This is a genomic window from Streptomyces sp. NPDC051662 (assembly GCF_040681655.1).
Classification (GTDB): domain Bacteria; phylum Actinomycetota; class Actinomycetes; order Streptomycetales; family Streptomycetaceae; genus Streptomyces.
Genome location: NZ_JBFAZD010000005.1, coordinates 219,047 through 236,564 on the forward strand (window position 1 = coordinate 219,047; position 17,518 = coordinate 236,564).

Below are 17,518 nucleotides of genomic sequence, written 5' to 3' on the forward strand. Positions count from 1 at the left end.
GACCGGGGGCAGCGCCCGCCTCAGGCGTGCTGCGGCATCTCGTCCTTGAGCGCGGAGCGGATCTGCTCACGCAGCTCCGGGCTGCTCTTGTGGCCGTGCATGGACACAGCGTGCTCGCTGGCGGCGCGGACCACTTCTTCCTCCTCGCCGGAGATGGCGAGGGTGCAATTCGTCTCGCTCGGGAAATCCCGGCAATCGGCTACCTTGCGCATGATGAACCTCCTCGTCCCAGTTTCCCCCTTTTTTGCTCTTCTGAGGACTGGTGGGGCATTTCGAGCAGAGTGCGGGGTACGGCGCGCGTCGATTCACTCCGGGGCCCGGGCGGAACGCGCGGCCCGGGCGGCCCGTTCCAGGAGCATCGCCCGCTCGCGTCCGTTACGGGTCAGGGACGCCGCCCGCTCGAACTCCGCGCGCGCCTCATCCCCCCGCCCCAGGCGCTCCAGCAGATCACCCCGGACGCTCGGCAGCAGGTGGTAGTCCTTGAGGGCCGGTTCCACCGCCAGCGCGTCCACCAGCGTCAGTCCGGCCGCGGGGCCCTCCGCCATCGAGACGGCGACCGCCCGGTTCAGCTCCACCACCGGGGACGGGGTCAGCGCCATCAGCCGGCCGTACAGCGTCGCGATCGCCGGCCAGTCCGTGTCCTCGTAGCGCACCGCCCGCGCGTGGCAGGCGGCGATCGCGGCCTGGACGGAGTACGGGCCATGGCCCGCGCGCCGCAGGGACTCGACACCGCGGAGGATGAGCATGCGATTCCACTTGTGCCGGTTCTGGTCGGCGAGCAGCACCGGTTCGCCGTCGGGGCCCGTACGGGCGGCGGTGCGAGAGGCCTGGAGCTCCAGAAGCGCGGCCAGGCCATGGACCTCGGGCTCCTCGGGCATCAGGCCCGCCAGGACACGCGCCAGCCGCAGCGCGTCCTCGCACAGAGCCGGGCGCAGCAGATCGTCCCCGGCCGTCGCGGAGTAGCCCTCGTTGAAGATGAGGTAGATGACCTCAAGGACCGACGAGAGGCGGGCGGCCCGGTCGGCGGCGCCCGGGACCTCGAAGGGGACCCCGGCCTTGGCGAGCGCCCGTTTCGCGCGGACGATGCGCTGGGCGACCGTCGGCTCCGGGGCCAGGAACGCGCGGGCGATCTCCTCCGTCGTCAGCCCGCCCAGCAGCCGCAGTGTGAGCGCGACCCTGGCCTCCGTCGACAGCACGGGATGGCACGCGGTGAAGATCAGCCGCAGCAGATCGTCGTCGATGTCGTCCGCGTCCGTGGGCTCGGGCGGCGGCGCCACGTCCTCCAGCGCCCGGCCGACCTCCGCCAGCTTGCGCGCGTACGTCTCCTTGCGGCGGACGAGATCGATGGCGCGGTGCTTGGCGGTGGCCATGAGCCAGGCGCCCGGCTTGTCCGGGACACCCGACTCCGGCCACCGCTCCAGCGCGGCGACCAGAGCGTCCTGCGCCAGTTCCTCGGCGATGCCCACGTCCCGCACGATGCGGGCGACACCGGCGATGATCCGCGCGGACTCGATCCTGAAGACCGCTTCGACCGTTTCGGTCGCGCTTGCTGATGTCACGACCACCCATCAGAGCAGCCGTGCCGGGACGGGGCAAGCGCGGCCCGGTCAGCCCTCGGCGATCTCGCGGACCTCGACGGTGACGGTCCAGTTCGCCGGGTGGACCTCAAGGAACCGCTTCGCCCATTCCAGGGCCTCCGCCTTGTCCTCGCACCGGGTGAGGGAGTAGCCGCCGATGACTTCCTTGCTCTCGGTGAAGGGCCCGTCGGTGTAGCTGAGCTTGCCGTCGGACCAGGTGATCCGGGTGCCCTCGGACGTCGGGGTGAGCGCCGCGGTCTCCAGCATGACCCCGGCCTTGGTGATCTCCTCGAACAGCGCGCCCATACGCGCGTCGAACCCGGGGTCGGGGGCTTCGGTGGGGGCATTGCGCTCGTCAACGCGGACCATCGTCAGAAAACGCGGCATGGTGACTCCTCAGTAGGGAGGGCGGGGGCCTTCCCCGCCTCTCACACCCTTGCGTCGAACGGGATTCGGCCGGATCGACAGCTCCTCCGGAAATCCTCCAAGATTTTTCCGGCGCCCGCCGGTGGGCTCCGCCGCCATGCTCTACGGGCGGCCAAGGGCCTCGCGCTGCGCGGGGGTGAGCCGGCCGGCCCTGGCGACAAGGGTGCAGGCGCCGGTCTCGTCGTACCGCGGGGCGACCGGATCGGCGATGTCGGGGTGCCGCTCGGCGCTGTCCAGGGCGGCGGCGACACGCTCCGGTGGCCAGCCCAGTGCGACCGCCAGCTGGTCCACGGTGCGTGGGGTGACCGCGTGCATCAGCGCGGCGAGCACGGTGAGCGTGTCGCTGAAGACGGCGGCCGTCGGCCCGCCGGCCATGTCGTCGCTGAGCTGTACGAAGAACTCCCGCATCTGGTCCAGCCGGGCTCCGGCGGGGGTGGCGGTATCGAGGATCTCGGCTCCCCGCCGGGAGATGTCCGCCAGCATCGCGTTCGTCCGGGCGCTGGTCAGCCAGGTCCGCAGCCAGACGTCGTCATCGATGAGGTAGCGCTCGCGGCGGTGGTGCGGATCGCGCTCGCGCCGTACCAGATCCAGCCCTTCGAGATAGCCGATGGCTTTGGACACCGACGCGGGGCTGACCCGCAGATGTCGCACCAGTTCGGCGGCGGTCAGGGCGCCCGGGTCGGTGGTGACCAGACGGGCGAGTACCCGCGCCGCCATCCGTGGCAGCCCGGTCGCGACCATCAGCGCGGCGAACTCCTCCGCGAAGGCGCGGACCGCCTCGGGGTCGCGCCCTTCGGCGTCCACGCCGGAGGCGGAGGCGGGCGCCCCGGGGGTCTGGGTCTCCGGGGGCGGGACCGGCCTGCGCCGGCGGGCCCGGCGTTCGGTGGAGTGGTGGGCATGGTCCGCGAGATAGCCGTGCGAGCCGCCGTTCCGGGCCACCTCCCGGCTGACGGTCGATGTCGGCCGGTTCAGCCGCCGTGCGATCTCGGCGTACCCGAGCCCCTCGGCCAGCCCTGAGGCGATGCTCCGGCGGTCCTGGTGGGTGAGCCTGCCTCCCGGCATCGGTTCTCGCCTTCCGTCGGCTGGGGGTGTGGCTGGGGTTCGGAGGGTGGTCGGCCCAGTATGCGTTCACGATCAGTACATTGCAACGATCGATCGGCCGCCGATTGCATTCAGTGTCAATTCCATTGCAATAGTCGCCAGAAGTTATTGGGAAACAAGGGAAGTCGAGCTCTTTGTTGATTGATGGTCGATGAAACGCAACGTAGCCTTCGCGGTGATCTGAAGTGAATTCGGCGACGGCATGAAGGTGAGTTGATGACGGCGAGCGAGGAAGTGGTGCTCGATGTCGACGGGCTGCGGATGCGGTACGGCACGAATGACGTCCTGCGCGAGGTGACCTTCCGGGCGCACCACGGGGAGGTACTGGCACTGCTCGGCCCGAACGGGGCGGGCAAGACCACCACGATCGAAATCCTGGAGGGGTTCCGCACGCGATCGGCGGGCCGGGTGGAGGTGCTGGGCACGGATCCGGCGTACGGCGGAGAACGATGGCGGTCGCGGCTGGGCGTCGTCCTGCAATCCTGGCGCGACCACGGCAAATGGCGGGTGCGTGAACTGCTCGCCCACCTCGGTACGTACTACGCGCCCTACTCCACCGATCTGATCAGGCGGCCGTGGGACACCGACGAACTCATCGAGGCGGTGGGCCTCACCGCGCACGCGGGCAAGAAGATCAAGACGCTGTCGGGTGGGCAACGGCGCCGGCTGGATGTGGCGATCGGCATCGTCGGCCGCCCGGAACTGCTGTTTCTGGACGAGCCGACCGCGGGCTTCGACCCGGAGGCCCGGTACGCGTTCCACGACCTCGTCCGCCGGCTCGCCGAGGACCACGAGACCACGATCCTGCTCACCACACACGATCTGGACGAAGCGGGGAAGCTCGCCGACCGCGTCATGATCCTCGCCGGCGGCCGGATCATCGCGGACGGCTCGACGGACGAACTGGCGCGACGGACCGCGGCCGACGACGAGGTGCGCTGGACCCGCGACGGGCAGCGCTTCGTGGCCTCGACCACCGAGTCGACGCGGTTCGTGCGGGGGCTGTTCAGCCAGTACGGCGGGGCGATCGGCGAACTGGAGGTCCGCCGGGCCTCGTTGGAGGACAGCTATATGGCATTGGTACGCCAAGGGGAAGCCGAGGCGCGTGAGCCGGAAGAGCCGGCCCGGTGACCGCGGTGGCACGGGCGGCCACGGTGGCGCGGGCGACCGGAGCGATACGGGCGGGCCGGCGGCGCGGCCTGATCGAACTGCGGCAGTCGTTCACCAACGGCGGGGATCTGTTGTCGCATCTGCTCTGGCCGGTCCTGATGCTGATTGTCCTGTACTTCCTGCGGGACACGGAGTTCGGGACCGGCGGACCGCTCCTCGGCACCCTGGCCCTGCCGAGCATCCTGGGGATGAATGTCGCGATGGGCATGGTCACCATGAGTCAGGTGCTCACCGCCGAACGCGAGGACGGCACCCTGCTCCGCGCCAGGGCGACACCGAACGGGATGCCGGGCTATCTCGTCGGCAAGGTCGTGACCGTCTCCGGCGGTCTGCTCGCCGATCTCGCGATCCTGCTGATACCCGGGATGCTCATCATCGACGGGCTGACGGTCGGCGGCGCGGGCTTCTGGCTGACCCTGGTCTGGGTGCTGGTGCTCGGCATGGTGGCGACCCTGCCCATCGGAGCGATTCTGGGATCGGTGTTCACCAGCGCGCGCGGCCAGGGGCTGATCCAGCTGCCGGTGCTCGGCCTGATCGCGATCTCCGGCGTCTTCTATCCGCTCGCCTCGATGCCGGAGTGGCTGCAGTGGGTCGCGCAGGCGTTCCCGATCTACTGGCTCGGCCTGGGTATGCGGTCGGCCCTGCTCCCGGACAGCGCGGTCGCCGTCGAGATCGGCGAGTCCTGGCGGCACCTGGAGACCGTCGGGGTGCTGGGCGCCTGGGCCGTGGTCGGTCTGGCCGTCGCGCCGATGGTGCTGCGCCGGATGGCGCGACGGGAGTCGGGTTCGAGCGTGGCCGAGCGCCGGGAGAAGGCCCTGCGGCGCGTCGGCTAGGGCGGGTGACGCTCACGACGGATGGGGCGGGTGACGGTCACGACGGTCGGGGCGGGTGACGGTCACGACGGATAGGGCGGGTGACGGTCACGACGCTCCGATCGTGACCGTCACCCCGTCACCCCGCCACCCCGTCACATGAAGCCGACGATGCGCGGCGGTGCGAACAGATGGCGGGCCCGGTGCTCCAGGGCCATCTCGTCGCGGATCCGTCGGCCCGATGTGTCCGACACACACCGCTCGCACGCCGGGTCGACCGCGGGCACCTCCGACGTGTGTTCGGCGGCGATGTGCCGGGCGAGCCGGATCTGTGTTGTCACCACCGAGTCGAACGGGTCGTAGTCCACCCCCGGCTCACCCGCCGCCCGCGCCGCTTCCACCACTTCGGGCGCGCGCTTCATCGCTCTGTACAGCCTGTTGCACTCGTGGCAGCTCCACATCCAGGAGGGAGGCAGCGGCCACTCCTCCTCAGGGCGGGGCGCGTCCTTGGCGTCCATACCGGTCACCGTAGCGACGGCCGCACGGCGGACGCGGCGGTTCGGCGGAACCTCACCCGTGCGACTGACCGTTCACGGTCGGCCGGAAGCCCCCGCCGGTCGTGGACTCAGCCCGCCAGCTCCCCCAGGAGCGCCCAGGTACGGCGCCGGGCGGCGTCCCCGGCGATCTCCGTCCCGGAGAACACCACCTCCGTCGCCCCGGCGTCCCGGTAGCGCCGTACCTCGGCGGCGACCGTCTTCTCGTCGCCGATCACGGCCACATCGGCGGCCCGTTCGCCGCCGGAGAGTTCGATGACCCGCGCGTAGGACGGGATCTGCTCGTAGAACGCGAGCTGCTCGATGGCCTTCTCGCGTACGGCGTCGATGTCATCGGTGACGACGCCGGGCACGAGGGCCACGATCCGGGGCGCGGGCCGGCCGGCTGCCTCCGCCGCCGCGGTGACGGCGGGGACGATGTGCTCGGCCAGGGCGCGGGGCCCGGCGAGATAGGGCAGGATCCCGTCCGCCAGCTCACCGGTGGCACGCAGCGCCTGTGGCCCCATCGCGGCGACGAGCAGCGGCACACCGGCCTCGGCGCCCGGTACCCGCGCGGGCATCGGAGTGTGCGCGGTGATCAGCTCACCGCTGAAGTCGGCGGTACCGGTCTCGGTCAACTGCCGCAGAGCGGTGAGGAATTCACGCAGACGCGCGACGGGCCGTTCGAACGGGATACCGAAACCACCCTCGGTCAGCAGTTTGGTGCCGAGCGCGAGCCCGAGGTGGTACCGGCCGTGCGTGGCCGCCTGCGCCGTCAGGGCCTGGCTGGAGACGACCAGTGGGTGGCGTCCGAAGACGGGGATCGCGGACGTGCCCACCTGAAGGCCGGGGACCTCACGCCCGACGATCGCCGCGAGTTGAGGCGAGTCGGCGCCGAAGGTCTGCCCGAACCACGCCGACCGCAGCCCCGCCTCCGCGGCCTCGCGCGCCAGCCGCACGGTGGCGTCGATCTGATTGTCGGGACCGGTTGCGTTGAGTGCTACTCCCACAGTCATATGAGGGCCAACAAGCCTCGGCCGCAGTCACATTCCGATCGCCGTGTGACGGCTTCTTGTCAGCTGTGTGAAGCGCGGGCCCGCCGACGCGTGGGCGGGGGCGTCCGCGGCGGACGGTACAAGTGGCGGACGGCACAAGCAAAGGCGCGGATGGCACAAGTAAAGGCAAGGAGGTCACCCGCTCCTTGCCACTCTCAACGTATAGCGCACCGGGGGCCTTGCGGCAAGACCCCGGTCGTGCCGCAGAATCTCCGCTCGAAGCCAGGAACCGCGGGGGGTTGTCATGATTGACGTGATCGTTGCCGGTGGCGGACCGACCGGCTTGATGCTGGCCGGCGAGCTGCGGCTGCACGGCGTGCACGTGCTCGTGCTGGAGAAGGAGGCTGAGCCGAGTGGCCAGTCCCGCGCGCTCGGCATGCACGTGCGCAGCATCGAGATGCTGGACCAGCGGGGTCTGCTGGAGCGGTTTCTCCCGCTCGGCGAGCGGTTCGCCGTGGGCGGTTTCTTCGCCGGCATCGGCAGGCCGTGGCCTGACCGGCTGGACACCGCGCATTCGTATGTCCTCGCCATCCCGCAGGCGGTCACCGAGCGGCTGCTGACCGAGCGTGCCCTCGAACTCGGTGCCGAGATCAGGCGCGGCGGCGAAGTGGTCGGGCTGAGCCAGGACGAGGACGGGGTGAACGTCGAGCTGGCGGACGGCACCCAGCTGCGCTCGCGCTACCTCGTCGGCTGCGACGGCGGTCGCAGTACGGTCCGCAAGCTGCTCGGTGTCGGCTTCCCCGGCGAGCCCGCCAGGGTCGAGACGCTGCTCGGCGAGGTGGAGGTGGCCGTGCCGCCGGAGACGCTGGCCGCCGCGGTGGCCGAAGTCCGTGAGACCCAGGCGCGATTCGGCGCCATGCCCCTCGGGGGCGGGGCGTACCGCCTGATCGTGCCCGCCGAAGGGGTGGCCGAGGACCGTACGGCCGCGCCGACCCTCGATGAGTTCAAGCAGCGGCTGCGGGCGTTCGCGGGCACCGACTTCGGGGTGCACTCGCCGCGCTGGCTCTCCCGGTTCGGCGACGCGACCCGGCTGGCGGAGCGCTACCGGACCGGCCGGGTGCTCCTGGCGGGCGACGCGGCGCACATCCACCCGCCGACCGGCGGACAGGGCCTCAACCTCGGCCTCCAGGACGCCTTCAACCTCGGCTGGAAACTGGCCGCCGAGGTGAGCGGCTGGGCGCCGGGAGGGCTCCTGGACAGCTATCACACCGAGCGGCACCCGGTGGCCGCCGACGTACTGGACAACACCCGCGCCCAGATGGAGCTGCTGTCCTCCGAGCCGGGTGCCCGGGCAGTGCGCCGGCTGGTGTCGGAGCTCATGGACTTCGAGGTGGTGAACCGGTACCTGATCGAGAAGATCACCGCGATCGGGGTCCGCTACGACTTCGGTGAGGGGCACGAGCTGCTCGGCCGGCGGCTGCGGGACGTGCCATTGAAGCAGGGCCGCCTCTACGAGCTGATGCACGGCGGCCGAGGACTGCTGCTCGACCGGACCGGCCGGCTCACGGTGGAGGGCTGGGCGAAGCGGGTCGATCACGTGGTCGACGTCAGCGAGGAAGTGGACGCGCCCGCGCTGCTTCTGCGGCCGGACGGCCATGTGGCATGGGCCGGTGAGGATCAGCGGGATCTGCTCGGTCAGCTGGCCACATGGTTCGGCGCCGCCGCCTGAGCCACGAGGACGAGCCTGAGCACGAGCACGAGGCTGGGAGGATGCGCCCTTGTGACTGAGCGGCCGAGTTGGCCCTTTAGCGCTTGAGTTGGCCCCGCTGAGTGTCGGTGTTGGCACGCAGGGCAGCCAGGCAGGCGGATGGACAGAGTCAGCTTAGACATTCACGATGCGGTGTTCTCGTCAGCGCAGGAACGCGCCACAGCAGAATGCTTCGTCCGCCGCCAAGGTCCGGTATGTGACGCCTTCCCACCCGTTGCGTTGGACGGCTAGTCGGCTGGCTGCTGCGTCCAGGAGGTACGCACGGACCATGGTCTCGCCGCCAGCTCGCAGCTGCCCCGCTAGGGACTGCTGGATGTTTCTCAGAGTCCGGTTGGCTTGGGAGGCATACAGCTTGGCCAAGCCAAAGCGATCGAAGTGTTGGTGGACTCGGGCCACGAGAATATCGTTCCAAGCCGAGGGTGCGGTCACGAAGAAGGCTAGCCGCAACGGGTCGCCGTGGATCACTCGAGCATCCAACCATTGGTCATCATCGACGCGGTCGAGGTAGGGGTGCAGCAGCATCCCGGAAGCGTCGGTGGGCCAGTATTCACCCCTAAGTCGGTTGCATTCTCCACACGCCGGTATGAGGTTCAGCGGGTCAACACAAAGGGCGGGGAATGAGCCCTTGGGAACGAAGTGGTCGAGCTGACTAACTCTGCCCCACCCACACAGGGGGCACCGCTCATCCTCTGCAGCTTCCAAGAGATGCTCGTAAATTGCTCGACCGGGACTCCGTTTGTCGACCATGCCGTTCTTGTAAATCCAGTCGACGGCGTTCCGGTCGGCTACGCCAGGCACCTTAAATTCGGTTTCTTTCAGGTGGTGCAGGTTTTGTGAGTAAGCGGCTTCCCGGAATCTGAAAGCGGCACTATCTATTGCTTCCACGGCGGCTTTCAGCCGAGTTTTTCGCTTCTCCGAGCCCATTTCGCGCGTGCGGGAGATACAGGTCTCGTAACTTCGGCCGGCAAGATGCCGCGGGTGGTCTAGAGGCCACATCAGTGACGATCCCTAGCTGCCTTGTCGGCAAGGAAGATCCTTACGAGTCCCTTGGCTTCCCCGCCGAGCTGGCCGCCGAAGTGAGTGAGAACCTCTTCGTAGGAATCCATTCCTTGGACGGCCTTTTCGATCTCCGCATAGAACCCGGACTCGCGTACTTCCAGTCCAAAGATTTCATGAGTGAGGACTCCGACGTTCTCTCCAAAAGTCTCGATGCGTGGGCGGCGGGGAAGCCCTCCGGGTCGGTTGATCTTCCACACGCACGATCGGGGTACTTCTTGCAGAACCACAGGTGAGTGGGTAGCGACGATGGCGACGCCATTTCGATGGGTGAGCAGGTTCGACAGAGTCCGGATAAACGCTGAAAGCAACGGTGGATGAAGATGGGCCTCGGGTTCGTCGAACAAAACAAGGGACTGCTCTGCCACCAGTTCCACGAGCTTGGTGATCGTGAGCAGGACGATAGCGTGTCCCGAGCTTAGCTCAGAGAAGATCTCCCTGGCGTAACCGGGAGTCCTGTGTTCTTTTGAGGTCAGCAGGCTATGAGGCGGATGGCGTGCATAGTCGTGAATTCGCGAACGAGCAAAATGTGGATCAGTGCTGAGTTGCTCAAGAGCCGTGACCCAATCTTGCCACCTACCCGTCGCCTCGATCTCAAGAGCGGAGAGCTCGAACTCTTCGGCCAGCTCGTCGGGGGACTTTCGTCGGTCAGGGTCGTCTTGGGCTGCCAGTCCCACATATTCGTAGGGAAGCTGGGGGATACCATGGCCGTCCGCAACAGGGAAAGGATCGAATGCGCTAAAAGTGACCGATACTTCGTTCACGAACTGCGCGCCTGCCGTTGTGCCAGCGACGTCAAAATGCTCGATGACGCCGTCTATCAGCGGAGCAATTCCTGGACGGATCACTGCATCTGCAATGTTCCGTAGAAGGGTGGTCTTTCCGGCACCATTCCGGCCAATGAGAATGTGGATGTTGCTGGCTGGGTTGGAGGCCGGATCGACTTCGAACGTCATCGTCTGGGCCGCGCCCGTTTCCCCGTTGACCTGCGCGGGAGACGTGTATCGGAAGCTGTAGTTCGTGAGTGGGGCGCCTCCGTTGGCGACCCGCCGGTATTGGAACAGGACGGTTTGCACTTCGACGCCCCGGAGCAGTGAGCTCTCTGTGACTGGCTGGCCCATAGCTATGTCAAAGGACCGCTCTTGGTAGGCGATGTCGCCTAGGGCGCTAAAGATTCTCTCGCGCGCGAAGTTACTGGCGTAGGTTCGGAGCTCGTCGTAGTAATTGAGGTCTCCTAGGGAGAACCACCGGGGTCCGCCTGCTGCGTTAAGTCTGCGGAACTCACCTTGTGGCAGTGGGCTAGGACCTGGTTGCTGGCCTACGCAGGCGATCTTCACCTTTCCGATGTACTTGGGGCTGCGTCCGAGACGACGTCCGCTGGGAGGAAAGAGCCAAAGGTCAAATGTTGTCCGGTAGTGGAAGTCGTCCCAACTGTCGGGCACAAGTACTACGTCGGTTTCTATATCGGCTTCCTCGGGCCTTTGACCGTAGTCGAGAACTTCGAACTGCACGATGAACCCCAGCGAAGGAAGGGCGGCGCCACTCTCCCTATGGAGTCCCGGGCACCCGGACGTCCCGAACTCTATATCGGCCCTGCCTCCATACGGCCGTTGGACCTGAGATTGGTCACCCTTGCCAACCTCACCATCTCGTTTGGGTGCGGCGGCTGTCAGGGGCGGAAACGCGGAAGGGCCTTCCTGGCCGGGGACGATGAGCCCTGCTGAGGGGTTCTGCCAGCCCAACCACAGTGGCATGCGAATCTCTGGTACCGACGGCGGACGCTCGAAACCGACTGGGCGGCAGCACAGAACAGGTAGGAGCCTCAACACCCGGGGCTCCGACCTGTGAGTTGTCCCAGCCACAGCGAGCATGGGCAGGTTGCAGGCCTATGGCCTGGGCGTTTCGGATGCGGTCCTCGGTTCTCGCGCGCTGGTGGTGCCGCAGCCCGAGGGCTGAGATCGAAGTGTGAGTGGTGAAGCAGGTCAGTCGCCGTCCGTCGGCGTCTTGAGGATTACCCGACATCGCTGGCCGGCCGGGAAGCGGTTGCTGTGTCGCCCCGCCGTGTCATGGGTCATCAGCCGCCCGCAAGGCGAGCGACCTCCCTCGCCCGAGTGGGAGCGGTCCCGGCTTCGATGTCCGCGGCGAACTGGCAAGCGTAGTCGGTAAGTACTTTCCGCAGGTCAGCGTAGTGACGCATCGGATCGGGGCGGGTGAGTTGGAACCACGTGGTGTTTCGGCGCCGCGCCCAGTCTTGCTGGACGTGCAGCGGCTGCTCGGCTTCGATGGGGCGAGGCGCGAACAGGTGCTCACCGCGTGTGATGTGGACCCAGATGAACACGGACGCGTCCTGACGCTTGCGGTCATCGAGGACGGGTTCCTTGCCATGTGGAGGCTCCAGTTGGCTGGTCAGTTCCTGCCAGGTACTGGGGTCAAGGGACCAGTCGCGGAAGGCTTCGCGGCGGTACTGATAGTCGATGAGTCCGCCGGTTCGGCCGCTGAGTTCTGCGGCGAGGTCGCTAAGGGCGATCCTAAAGTCCTGCACTTCGTGAGTGGATTTCATCCAGATGTGAGTGTTGTCTTCGGTGTAGAGGGCCTTCTCGGCTTCAACGCCGAGGTAGCGGGCGGCTTCGGAGATTGACGCTTGAGTGGTCCACTGGACGAGTTGGATGGCCGCGATCCGCCGAAGGATCTTGTGGTCGGTTGGGCCGTCGAGTTTCTGGAAGTGGCGGGCATACCAGTTCGGCTCCAGGTGAGCGGGAATGTTCTCAGCCCGGTAGCCGGTAGAGCGGGGGGCGGTCCACCCAGGAGAGGGAGAGTAGGTGCGGATGAGGGGTGCTGCAGCAGTACGCAGACGCTGTGAGCATGATTTTTCGTACTTGGTGAAGATATGGGCCCATCCCGCGCGAGCCTGCGTGCTGGTAAAGGCCGAACCGAAGAATTCAGCGAGGACATCACGAAGACTGTCGATCTTTAGCAAGGAATGAGCAGCATCGAGGATCGCGCCGCAGGCAATGGGGTCGATAGGGGATGTGTCGTGGACTCGGATACCGCCAAGGGCCCTTCGAGTATCGGCCTCGGGTTCGATGGCCGGGGCCAATATGGAGTCGACTCGATGCCTGCTATTGGGCCACGAGATGCTGATTAGAGCAGTGAGTAGATGCAGGTCGCTGAAGTAATCGCGGACTTCCTGGTTGTCACCCTGGGTATTGAGGAGGCTGAGAAGATGGTGTTGCAGCGCCAGCAGTCGGGGGGTAGGGCGCAAGGCAGGGGTGGGAGCCTGGTCGAGTCGGTTCCCGCAAGGAGGTCGTCTGAGTCTTCGAGCCGTAGCGGGTAACGGATAGCGGCATGCGGTGGGGTGGAGACCGCGAAAGCCGTCGAAGGGGATCAGCCTTGGTGCTCGGTCGTAGTCTGGTGGCTGCCCGCCCTGCGGACAGTGGTGGCGGAGGAAACACTCGTGCTGGGGACAGGCAAAGACGATTCCAAGGTGCCATTCCTTCTTCCAAGGACCGCCGTATTCGCGCTGGATGGGGCTGTTGTCCCCAGCCAGACACTGGGGACAGTAACGGTCGAGTCCGCCCAGGATCCATTTGTCGATCTGTGGGGCTTGGCCGTGCAGCGGCGGCAACCAGCGCTGGATCGGAGGGTAGTTGCGACGCCACGTGCTCAGGGTGAGGAGCCTGGCCTCATCGCGCGACAGCCGGGTAGCTTGGGTGAACTTGTCGAGTGACAGACCGGGGAAACCTAGGACGAGTCGGCGGGGGAGGGAACCGCCGCTGGTGGACACCAGGCCAGTGGTGCGACCGAGCTCACCGGGGGTCAAGTCGAGCCGGAAGGACAGCCTCAATAGGTAACCGGGCAGGGACTCGTCAGGCAACGGATCAAAGCTCCGGGGAAGCGGATGCACTGGCGTATTCAGCTTCCGGTGTCTGCGGCTGCCGGGCCGCGATCGTCGAGCACGGTGTTTCTGGGGCGCTTGCGTTTGGCCGAGCGAGGGCCGGCGGTAGGTCCGCTCTTGACCGACGGGACAGCGGGGATTTCTCCAGCGCCGGGATCACGGGCAGTGTCCCCGTCGACGGTGATGGCGATGCCTTCGAGGAGGCTCTCGGTCAAGCACTCCTCACTCGAATCGATGGCTTCCTGGCAGCCGTCTTCGATCAGCCGTTCCAGCAGGCCGACCACGCCGTTGGTGCGCTCGAAGAGGTACTCGGGCATGCGTCCCCCGGTAAGCATGGCCGAGGGGGCGTCCATCAGCCTGAGCTGGGCTTCGATGCCGGTGAGGTGGTCGATCCAGGCGGTGATCTGTTCGTCGGTGTCGTAGCGGAAATGATCAAGTTCAACGAGGTCGAAGCGCCGCTCGGTCTGTGTCGCCTCCAGTCCGTGAACCTTGGCCTGCCGAGAGGAGGGGAAGATCACCTGGCCTGTGCGGGGATCGTGCCGGCCTTCTCGGAGCAGGCCCGAGCCGGGGATGTCCACTCCGATGAGGACGAGGGTGACGTGCATGCTCATGAAGGCCCGGATCAGGTCGAGCGTGTCCTGATCGTCGGCTCGATGGAGGCGGAGCCTCGTAATGTCGTCCAGTAGAAGCGCCCTCGTTCCATGGTCATGCAGAGAGGCGGCGACCTGCCGGATCAACTCGGGAAGGTCCATACGCGGGTGGATCGGGGCGCCGTAGAAGTTCAGGATGGCCTTGCAAAGACTCTTCGGCTTCGCCGTCACCGGGGTTTGCACGTAGGCGACAGGAATGTGCAGGTCGCGGGCCCCGGCGACGGCATCTGGATTGAGGTGGCGCCGCAGTTCCAGCCAGGTGTCCTCGAACGTCGCCAGGATCTCGCATCCCGTCTCTGTCTTGCCCTGGTATCCCCCGCCTGTGACCATGACTCCGGCCCGGGTGGTCGGCTTGTGCTTGAGTGCATTGGTCATGACCCGCCCATGCAGCAGCTTGGTGACGGCTTTGGTCATCGGGGTCTGTAGCAGTGGGAGATTGGCGTGCGTAGCCGCGCGGTGCAGATCGTGCAGCGTCTTCTTCCTCGGGCTCAGCAGTCGCCATTCAGCCGGACTCAGCCGAGGTGCGGGCACGAAGTCGTGGCGAGTGGTGCGCCAGTGCTCCCAGCCGTCGACCGTGTCCCGCATCGGCGGAGGGCCCGGCAGGACGAAAGGGGCAGATCCTCTGCCGCTCGGAGCACTCATGTGGTCCCCGATCCCGGCTCATCGGCCTGGTCGACGTCCTCGTCGAGCAGCAGGAACAGGCTGCGGGCCCGCAGGGACTCACCCAGCAGAGGAGGCACTGTCGGCGGCTGCGAGACAGCGGCCTCGCGGCGCCGCTGCCGGTCTGCAGTGACGGCTCGCCGAGTGGTGGCGGCCAGCTCAGATGGTGGGACGGGTGGCGGAAGAGTGCTCAACGGAACCGGCGCCCGGTCGGACGCGGCAGCGCGGGCTCGTGCCATCTCGCGGGCCCGCTCGCTCTTCTGCTTGGCGGTCATCTGGGTAGGCCACGCCGCAACCGGCGTGCGTGTGGCCACCAACTTCAGCAGCACGGGCAGCAGTTCACCATCGTCGCGCGGTTTGAGACCGGCGCGGGCCGCCTCGCGCAGCACTTCACGTACGCGTGTATCAGAGAAGGCCGGGACGTCGTCTCCCGGCGGCAGGCCGTTCCAACTCAGGGCATGCCATAGCCCCGGGTGCTTGGGGTCCTCGAAGTAGACCTCGCGGCAATCCCGCGGATCGCGATTGACGGCCCACTTGCCCTCGTGTCGTCCGCTGCGGCCGGAGCGCTGGCCGCGATAGGGGTCCAAAACCGGGTCGGTGCTGCCGTACCAGAGTCCGCCGATCTTCACCCCACGACGGCGGTCGATCTTCACGAAGTGTGCCGGCAGAAGCTCGTAGTACAGACTCGGCAAGGGGATCTCCAGACTGATCCCGTCCCGGGCCGCCGCTGCGGCGAAGAGCGTGTTTGGACTGTGTCGCCCGCCCGGGTCCCAAGCAGGCGAATACTGATCGAGTCTCCGGTTTTGCCACACTGCGACAACCCAGGTTGCCAACAGGTGCTCCATTTCCGCCAGCGTCCAGACTGCGTCCCCCTCCGGGTCCACTCCCCGGTCAGCGATGTCGACGCCGCGGAACCCGAGCAGGAGTTCCAGCAGCAGCGACTGGATCCCGGCGAAGGCACGTTCGCAGGCAGCCTTGTCAGTCGGACGCATCGCACGGGCCGGCAACAACTCCATCCCCAACGTGCGCGCGACCTGGACGATCTGGTGATTCTTGTAAACGCTGCCGTGATCGCTGGTCACCGTCTCCGGAGCGAAGAACGGCAGGCCAGCCACTCGGTGCCCAGCGAACTCGGCCACCAGGGCGGCCGGGACGCCGGGGTAGGGCCACTCCATCTCCTCGCCCCAGTCCGGGCGCATCGGTAGCGGCAACAGCACATCCCGCAGCAGCATCGCCACCTCCACCGACGAGTCAGACACCGGCGTGAGACGGAATGCGACCAGCGAATGCGAGTAGGTGTCCAGGGCCAGGGTGAGATGGACGGAGATCGGGGCGCCGAAGACGTCGTCGAGCACCTTCACCGGCAGCGGCGTGGTGTCCAGTGCGACCACCTGCCCCGGCCGGACGATCACCACCTTCGCCTTTCCTGTCTCCACCGCTGCGGCGGAGCGGATGTATCGCTGCCGGGCCCCCTCGGCGCCGAACCACTCTTTCCACACCTTCGCCAGCGTTGTGTAGTGCGGCACCTCCACCTTCTTGCCCTCGGTCTCGAACTTCTCCCGCACGTACTGGTGGATCAACCTCTCCTTCGTCTTCATGCTCAGCTTCGAGCGATGCAGCGACTCGGCATGAACAGCACGGATCGCCTCGGCGACTTCGTCCCCGATCGCCCGGCGGCCTCTCAGGGGTGGCGTCCACCTTCCGTCCGCCAGTCCCATCAACCCGTTCTCGTCGTACTGAACAGCCATGCGTTTCAGCGTGCGCTCACTGATCCACTCCAGCCCCAGCTGTTTGGCCTCTTGGCGGTCCAGATCCTTCAGCTCGGCCACCTTCGCGCGCCGACGCTCGGTCAGCGTGGTCCGCTCCGGGTCGTACTCCACCCTGGGCTCACCGGGCCGGGCCCAGGACCGGCTGCCACTGCGGTAGCCCGTTTCCACCTCCAGCAGATGCGCCATCCGGATCCGGGCCCGCGTCAGGTCGTGCTCTTCAAGATCCTCGCTCCGAGGCCGCTGCCGCGCAGCGCCCATCAGACCCTCCCCACCGGGTAAATCCACGTGGCGTCGTCCAGCGGCTGACTCAGATCCATCGCCAGTCGGCGGTGCCAGAGCAGGTGAACCGCATGTACGCGGGCCACCGCAGGCAGCGACGTCTCCTCCGCCAGCTCTCCGAACCGCCGAGGACGTTCCCGAACCAGCCCCAGCAGCTCTCCCTGAAACCCGAGGCGGTCGGACAGCGGACGCCTCCGCGCGGACAGTGCATCAAGGCCGGTCAGGACCTGGCAGCGCCAGCCGGACACCACCAGGTAGCGCCACCCCACCGCACCAGCTGCCCACTCCGTTGCGGCGAACTTCACCAGGTCCTTGTCCTTGACCAAATGACCGGGCCGGACATCGATCAGTACAGCCGTATCGGGCAAGAGCACCAGGAAGTCCGGCGTGTGGTCCTCACTGCCGTCCGCAGTGGTGAACCGCAGCTTGAACGGTTGCGACAGCACCTCCACCACCTCGCCGGCGAAGTCCAGGGCAAGTAGCAGATTCCGCTCGGCCAGGCTCTCGAAGCCATGCATTCGACCCGTGGCCAGTAGGTACTGCAGTCCGGGACGGTGCCGCTGACCCGCCCGCCAGGTGAACCCGCGAACTGGCACCGACGCGATGGCCGGGACACTGGCCAGCTCTTGGACCGGGCAGATCACCTTCGCCTGCGGGGTCTTCCACCTCGCCGTCCACCGCCGGGTCCACCCAGGCCCCGTATCCAGTCTCTCCGCCACCGCCGGATCGATGGCGTACGTCGAGACGAGGTCATCCAGGGCGCAGCTGTGCGACCAGATCGGGCGGGATTCGATCTCCGGAGCATGGACCGTAACCGTCATGCCTTC

15 protein-coding genes are annotated in these 17,518 nt (G+C 67.1%); 3 read left to right on the forward strand and 12 right to left on the reverse strand.

Going from position 1 to position 17,518, the window contains the following annotated elements:
* Positions 1–20: 20 nt before the first annotated feature.
* From AB0M67_RS10965 to AB0M67_RS10980, 4 genes are all read right to left on the reverse strand, one after another.
* Positions 21–212 (reverse strand): DUF1059 domain-containing protein, encoded by a 192-nt coding sequence (locus AB0M67_RS10965; RefSeq protein ID WP_249951105.1) that lies wholly within the window; start codon positions 210–212, stop codon positions 21–23.
* Between the two features lie 93 nt (positions 213–305).
* The gene (locus tag AB0M67_RS10970) at positions 306–1,559 is read right to left on the reverse strand and encodes an RNA polymerase sigma factor (RefSeq protein WP_365744826.1); all 1,254 of its coding nucleotides are present in this window, start codon (positions 1,557–1,559) and stop codon (positions 306–308) included.
* Positions 1,560–1,607: 48 nt separating this feature from the next.
* Positions 1,608–1,964 carry a YciI family protein gene (locus AB0M67_RS10975; RefSeq protein ID WP_365744828.1) on the reverse strand — a complete coding sequence of 119 codons (357 nt, stop codon included), beginning with the start codon at positions 1,962–1,964 and terminating at the stop codon, positions 1,608–1,610.
* Positions 1,965–2,105: 141 nt separating this feature from the next.
* Positions 2,106–3,065 carry a MarR family transcriptional regulator gene (locus AB0M67_RS10980; RefSeq protein WP_365744830.1) on the reverse strand — a complete coding sequence of 320 codons (960 nt, stop codon included), beginning with the start codon at positions 3,063–3,065 and terminating at the stop codon, positions 2,106–2,108.
* Positions 3,066–3,320: 255 nt separating this feature from the next.
* Here AB0M67_RS10980 and AB0M67_RS10985 point away from each other — a divergent pair, with 255 nt between their 5' ends.
* Both AB0M67_RS10985 and AB0M67_RS10990 read left to right on the forward strand, forming a co-directional pair.
* Positions 3,321–4,235 (forward strand): ABC transporter ATP-binding protein, encoded by a 915-nt coding sequence (locus tag AB0M67_RS10985; RefSeq protein ID WP_365744832.1) that lies wholly within the window; start codon positions 3,321–3,323, stop codon positions 4,233–4,235.
* Between the two features lie 5 nt (positions 4,236–4,240).
* Positions 4,241–5,107, forward strand: coding sequence for an ABC transporter permease (locus tag AB0M67_RS10990; RefSeq protein WP_365745169.1), 867 nt, complete (start codon positions 4,241–4,243; stop codon positions 5,105–5,107).
* A gap of 134 nt (positions 5,108–5,241) precedes the next feature.
* On the opposite strand, the gene AB0M67_RS10995 is transcribed toward AB0M67_RS10990, so the two are convergent.
* The gene (locus tag AB0M67_RS10995) at positions 5,242–5,604 is read right to left on the reverse strand and encodes a hypothetical protein (RefSeq protein WP_365744834.1); all 363 of its coding nucleotides are present in this window, start codon (positions 5,602–5,604) and stop codon (positions 5,242–5,244) included.
* Between the two features lie 107 nt (positions 5,605–5,711).
* Positions 5,712–6,635 (reverse strand): LLM class F420-dependent oxidoreductase, encoded by a 924-nt coding sequence (locus tag AB0M67_RS11000; protein ID WP_365744836.1) that lies wholly within the window; start codon positions 6,633–6,635, stop codon positions 5,712–5,714.
* 283 nt (positions 6,636–6,918) lie between these two features.
* On the opposite strand from AB0M67_RS11000, the gene rox reads away from it, so the two are divergent.
* A complete protein-coding gene (gene rox, locus AB0M67_RS11005) occupies positions 6,919–8,343 on the forward strand; it encodes a rifampin monooxygenase (RefSeq protein ID WP_365744838.1) in 1,425 nt (474 codons plus the stop codon).
* Positions 8,344–8,523: 180 nt separating this feature from the next.
* Here the strand turns inward: rox and AB0M67_RS11010 are convergent, their stop codons facing one another.
* The 6 genes from AB0M67_RS11010 to AB0M67_RS11035 all read right to left on the reverse strand — a co-directional run bounded on the left by AB0M67_RS11010 (position 8,524) and on the right by AB0M67_RS11035 (position 17,512).
* Positions 8,524–8,904: a hypothetical protein gene (locus AB0M67_RS11010; protein WP_365744840.1), complete on the reverse strand. Its 381-nt coding sequence runs from the start codon at positions 8,902–8,904 to the stop codon at positions 8,524–8,526.
* Positions 8,905–9,377: 473 nt separating this feature from the next.
* Positions 9,378–10,949 (reverse strand): AAA family ATPase, encoded by a 1,572-nt coding sequence (locus AB0M67_RS11015; protein WP_365744842.1) that lies wholly within the window; start codon positions 10,947–10,949, stop codon positions 9,378–9,380.
* 563 nt (positions 10,950–11,512) lie between these two features.
* Complete coding sequence (locus AB0M67_RS11020) at positions 11,513–13,342, reverse strand: TniQ family protein (protein ID WP_365744844.1); 1,830 nt, start codon at positions 13,340–13,342, stop codon at positions 11,513–11,515.
* A gap of 8 nt (positions 13,343–13,350) precedes the next feature.
* Entirely contained in the window at positions 13,351–14,568 is a 1,218-nt protein-coding gene (locus AB0M67_RS11025) for a TniB family NTP-binding protein (protein ID WP_365744846.1), read from the reverse strand.
* A 53-nt stretch (positions 14,569–14,621) separates the two neighbouring features.
* Positions 14,622–16,670 carry a transposase gene (locus tag AB0M67_RS11030; protein ID WP_365744848.1) on the reverse strand — a complete coding sequence of 683 codons (2,049 nt, stop codon included), beginning with the start codon at positions 16,668–16,670 and terminating at the stop codon, positions 14,622–14,624.
* Complete coding sequence (locus tag AB0M67_RS11035; RefSeq protein WP_365744850.1) at positions 16,670–17,512, reverse strand: TnsA-like heteromeric transposase endonuclease subunit; 843 nt, start codon at positions 17,510–17,512, stop codon at positions 16,670–16,672. Before AB0M67_RS11035 ends, AB0M67_RS11030 begins: the two co-directional genes overlap by 1 nt.
* Between the last annotated feature and the right edge of the window lie 6 nt (positions 17,513–17,518).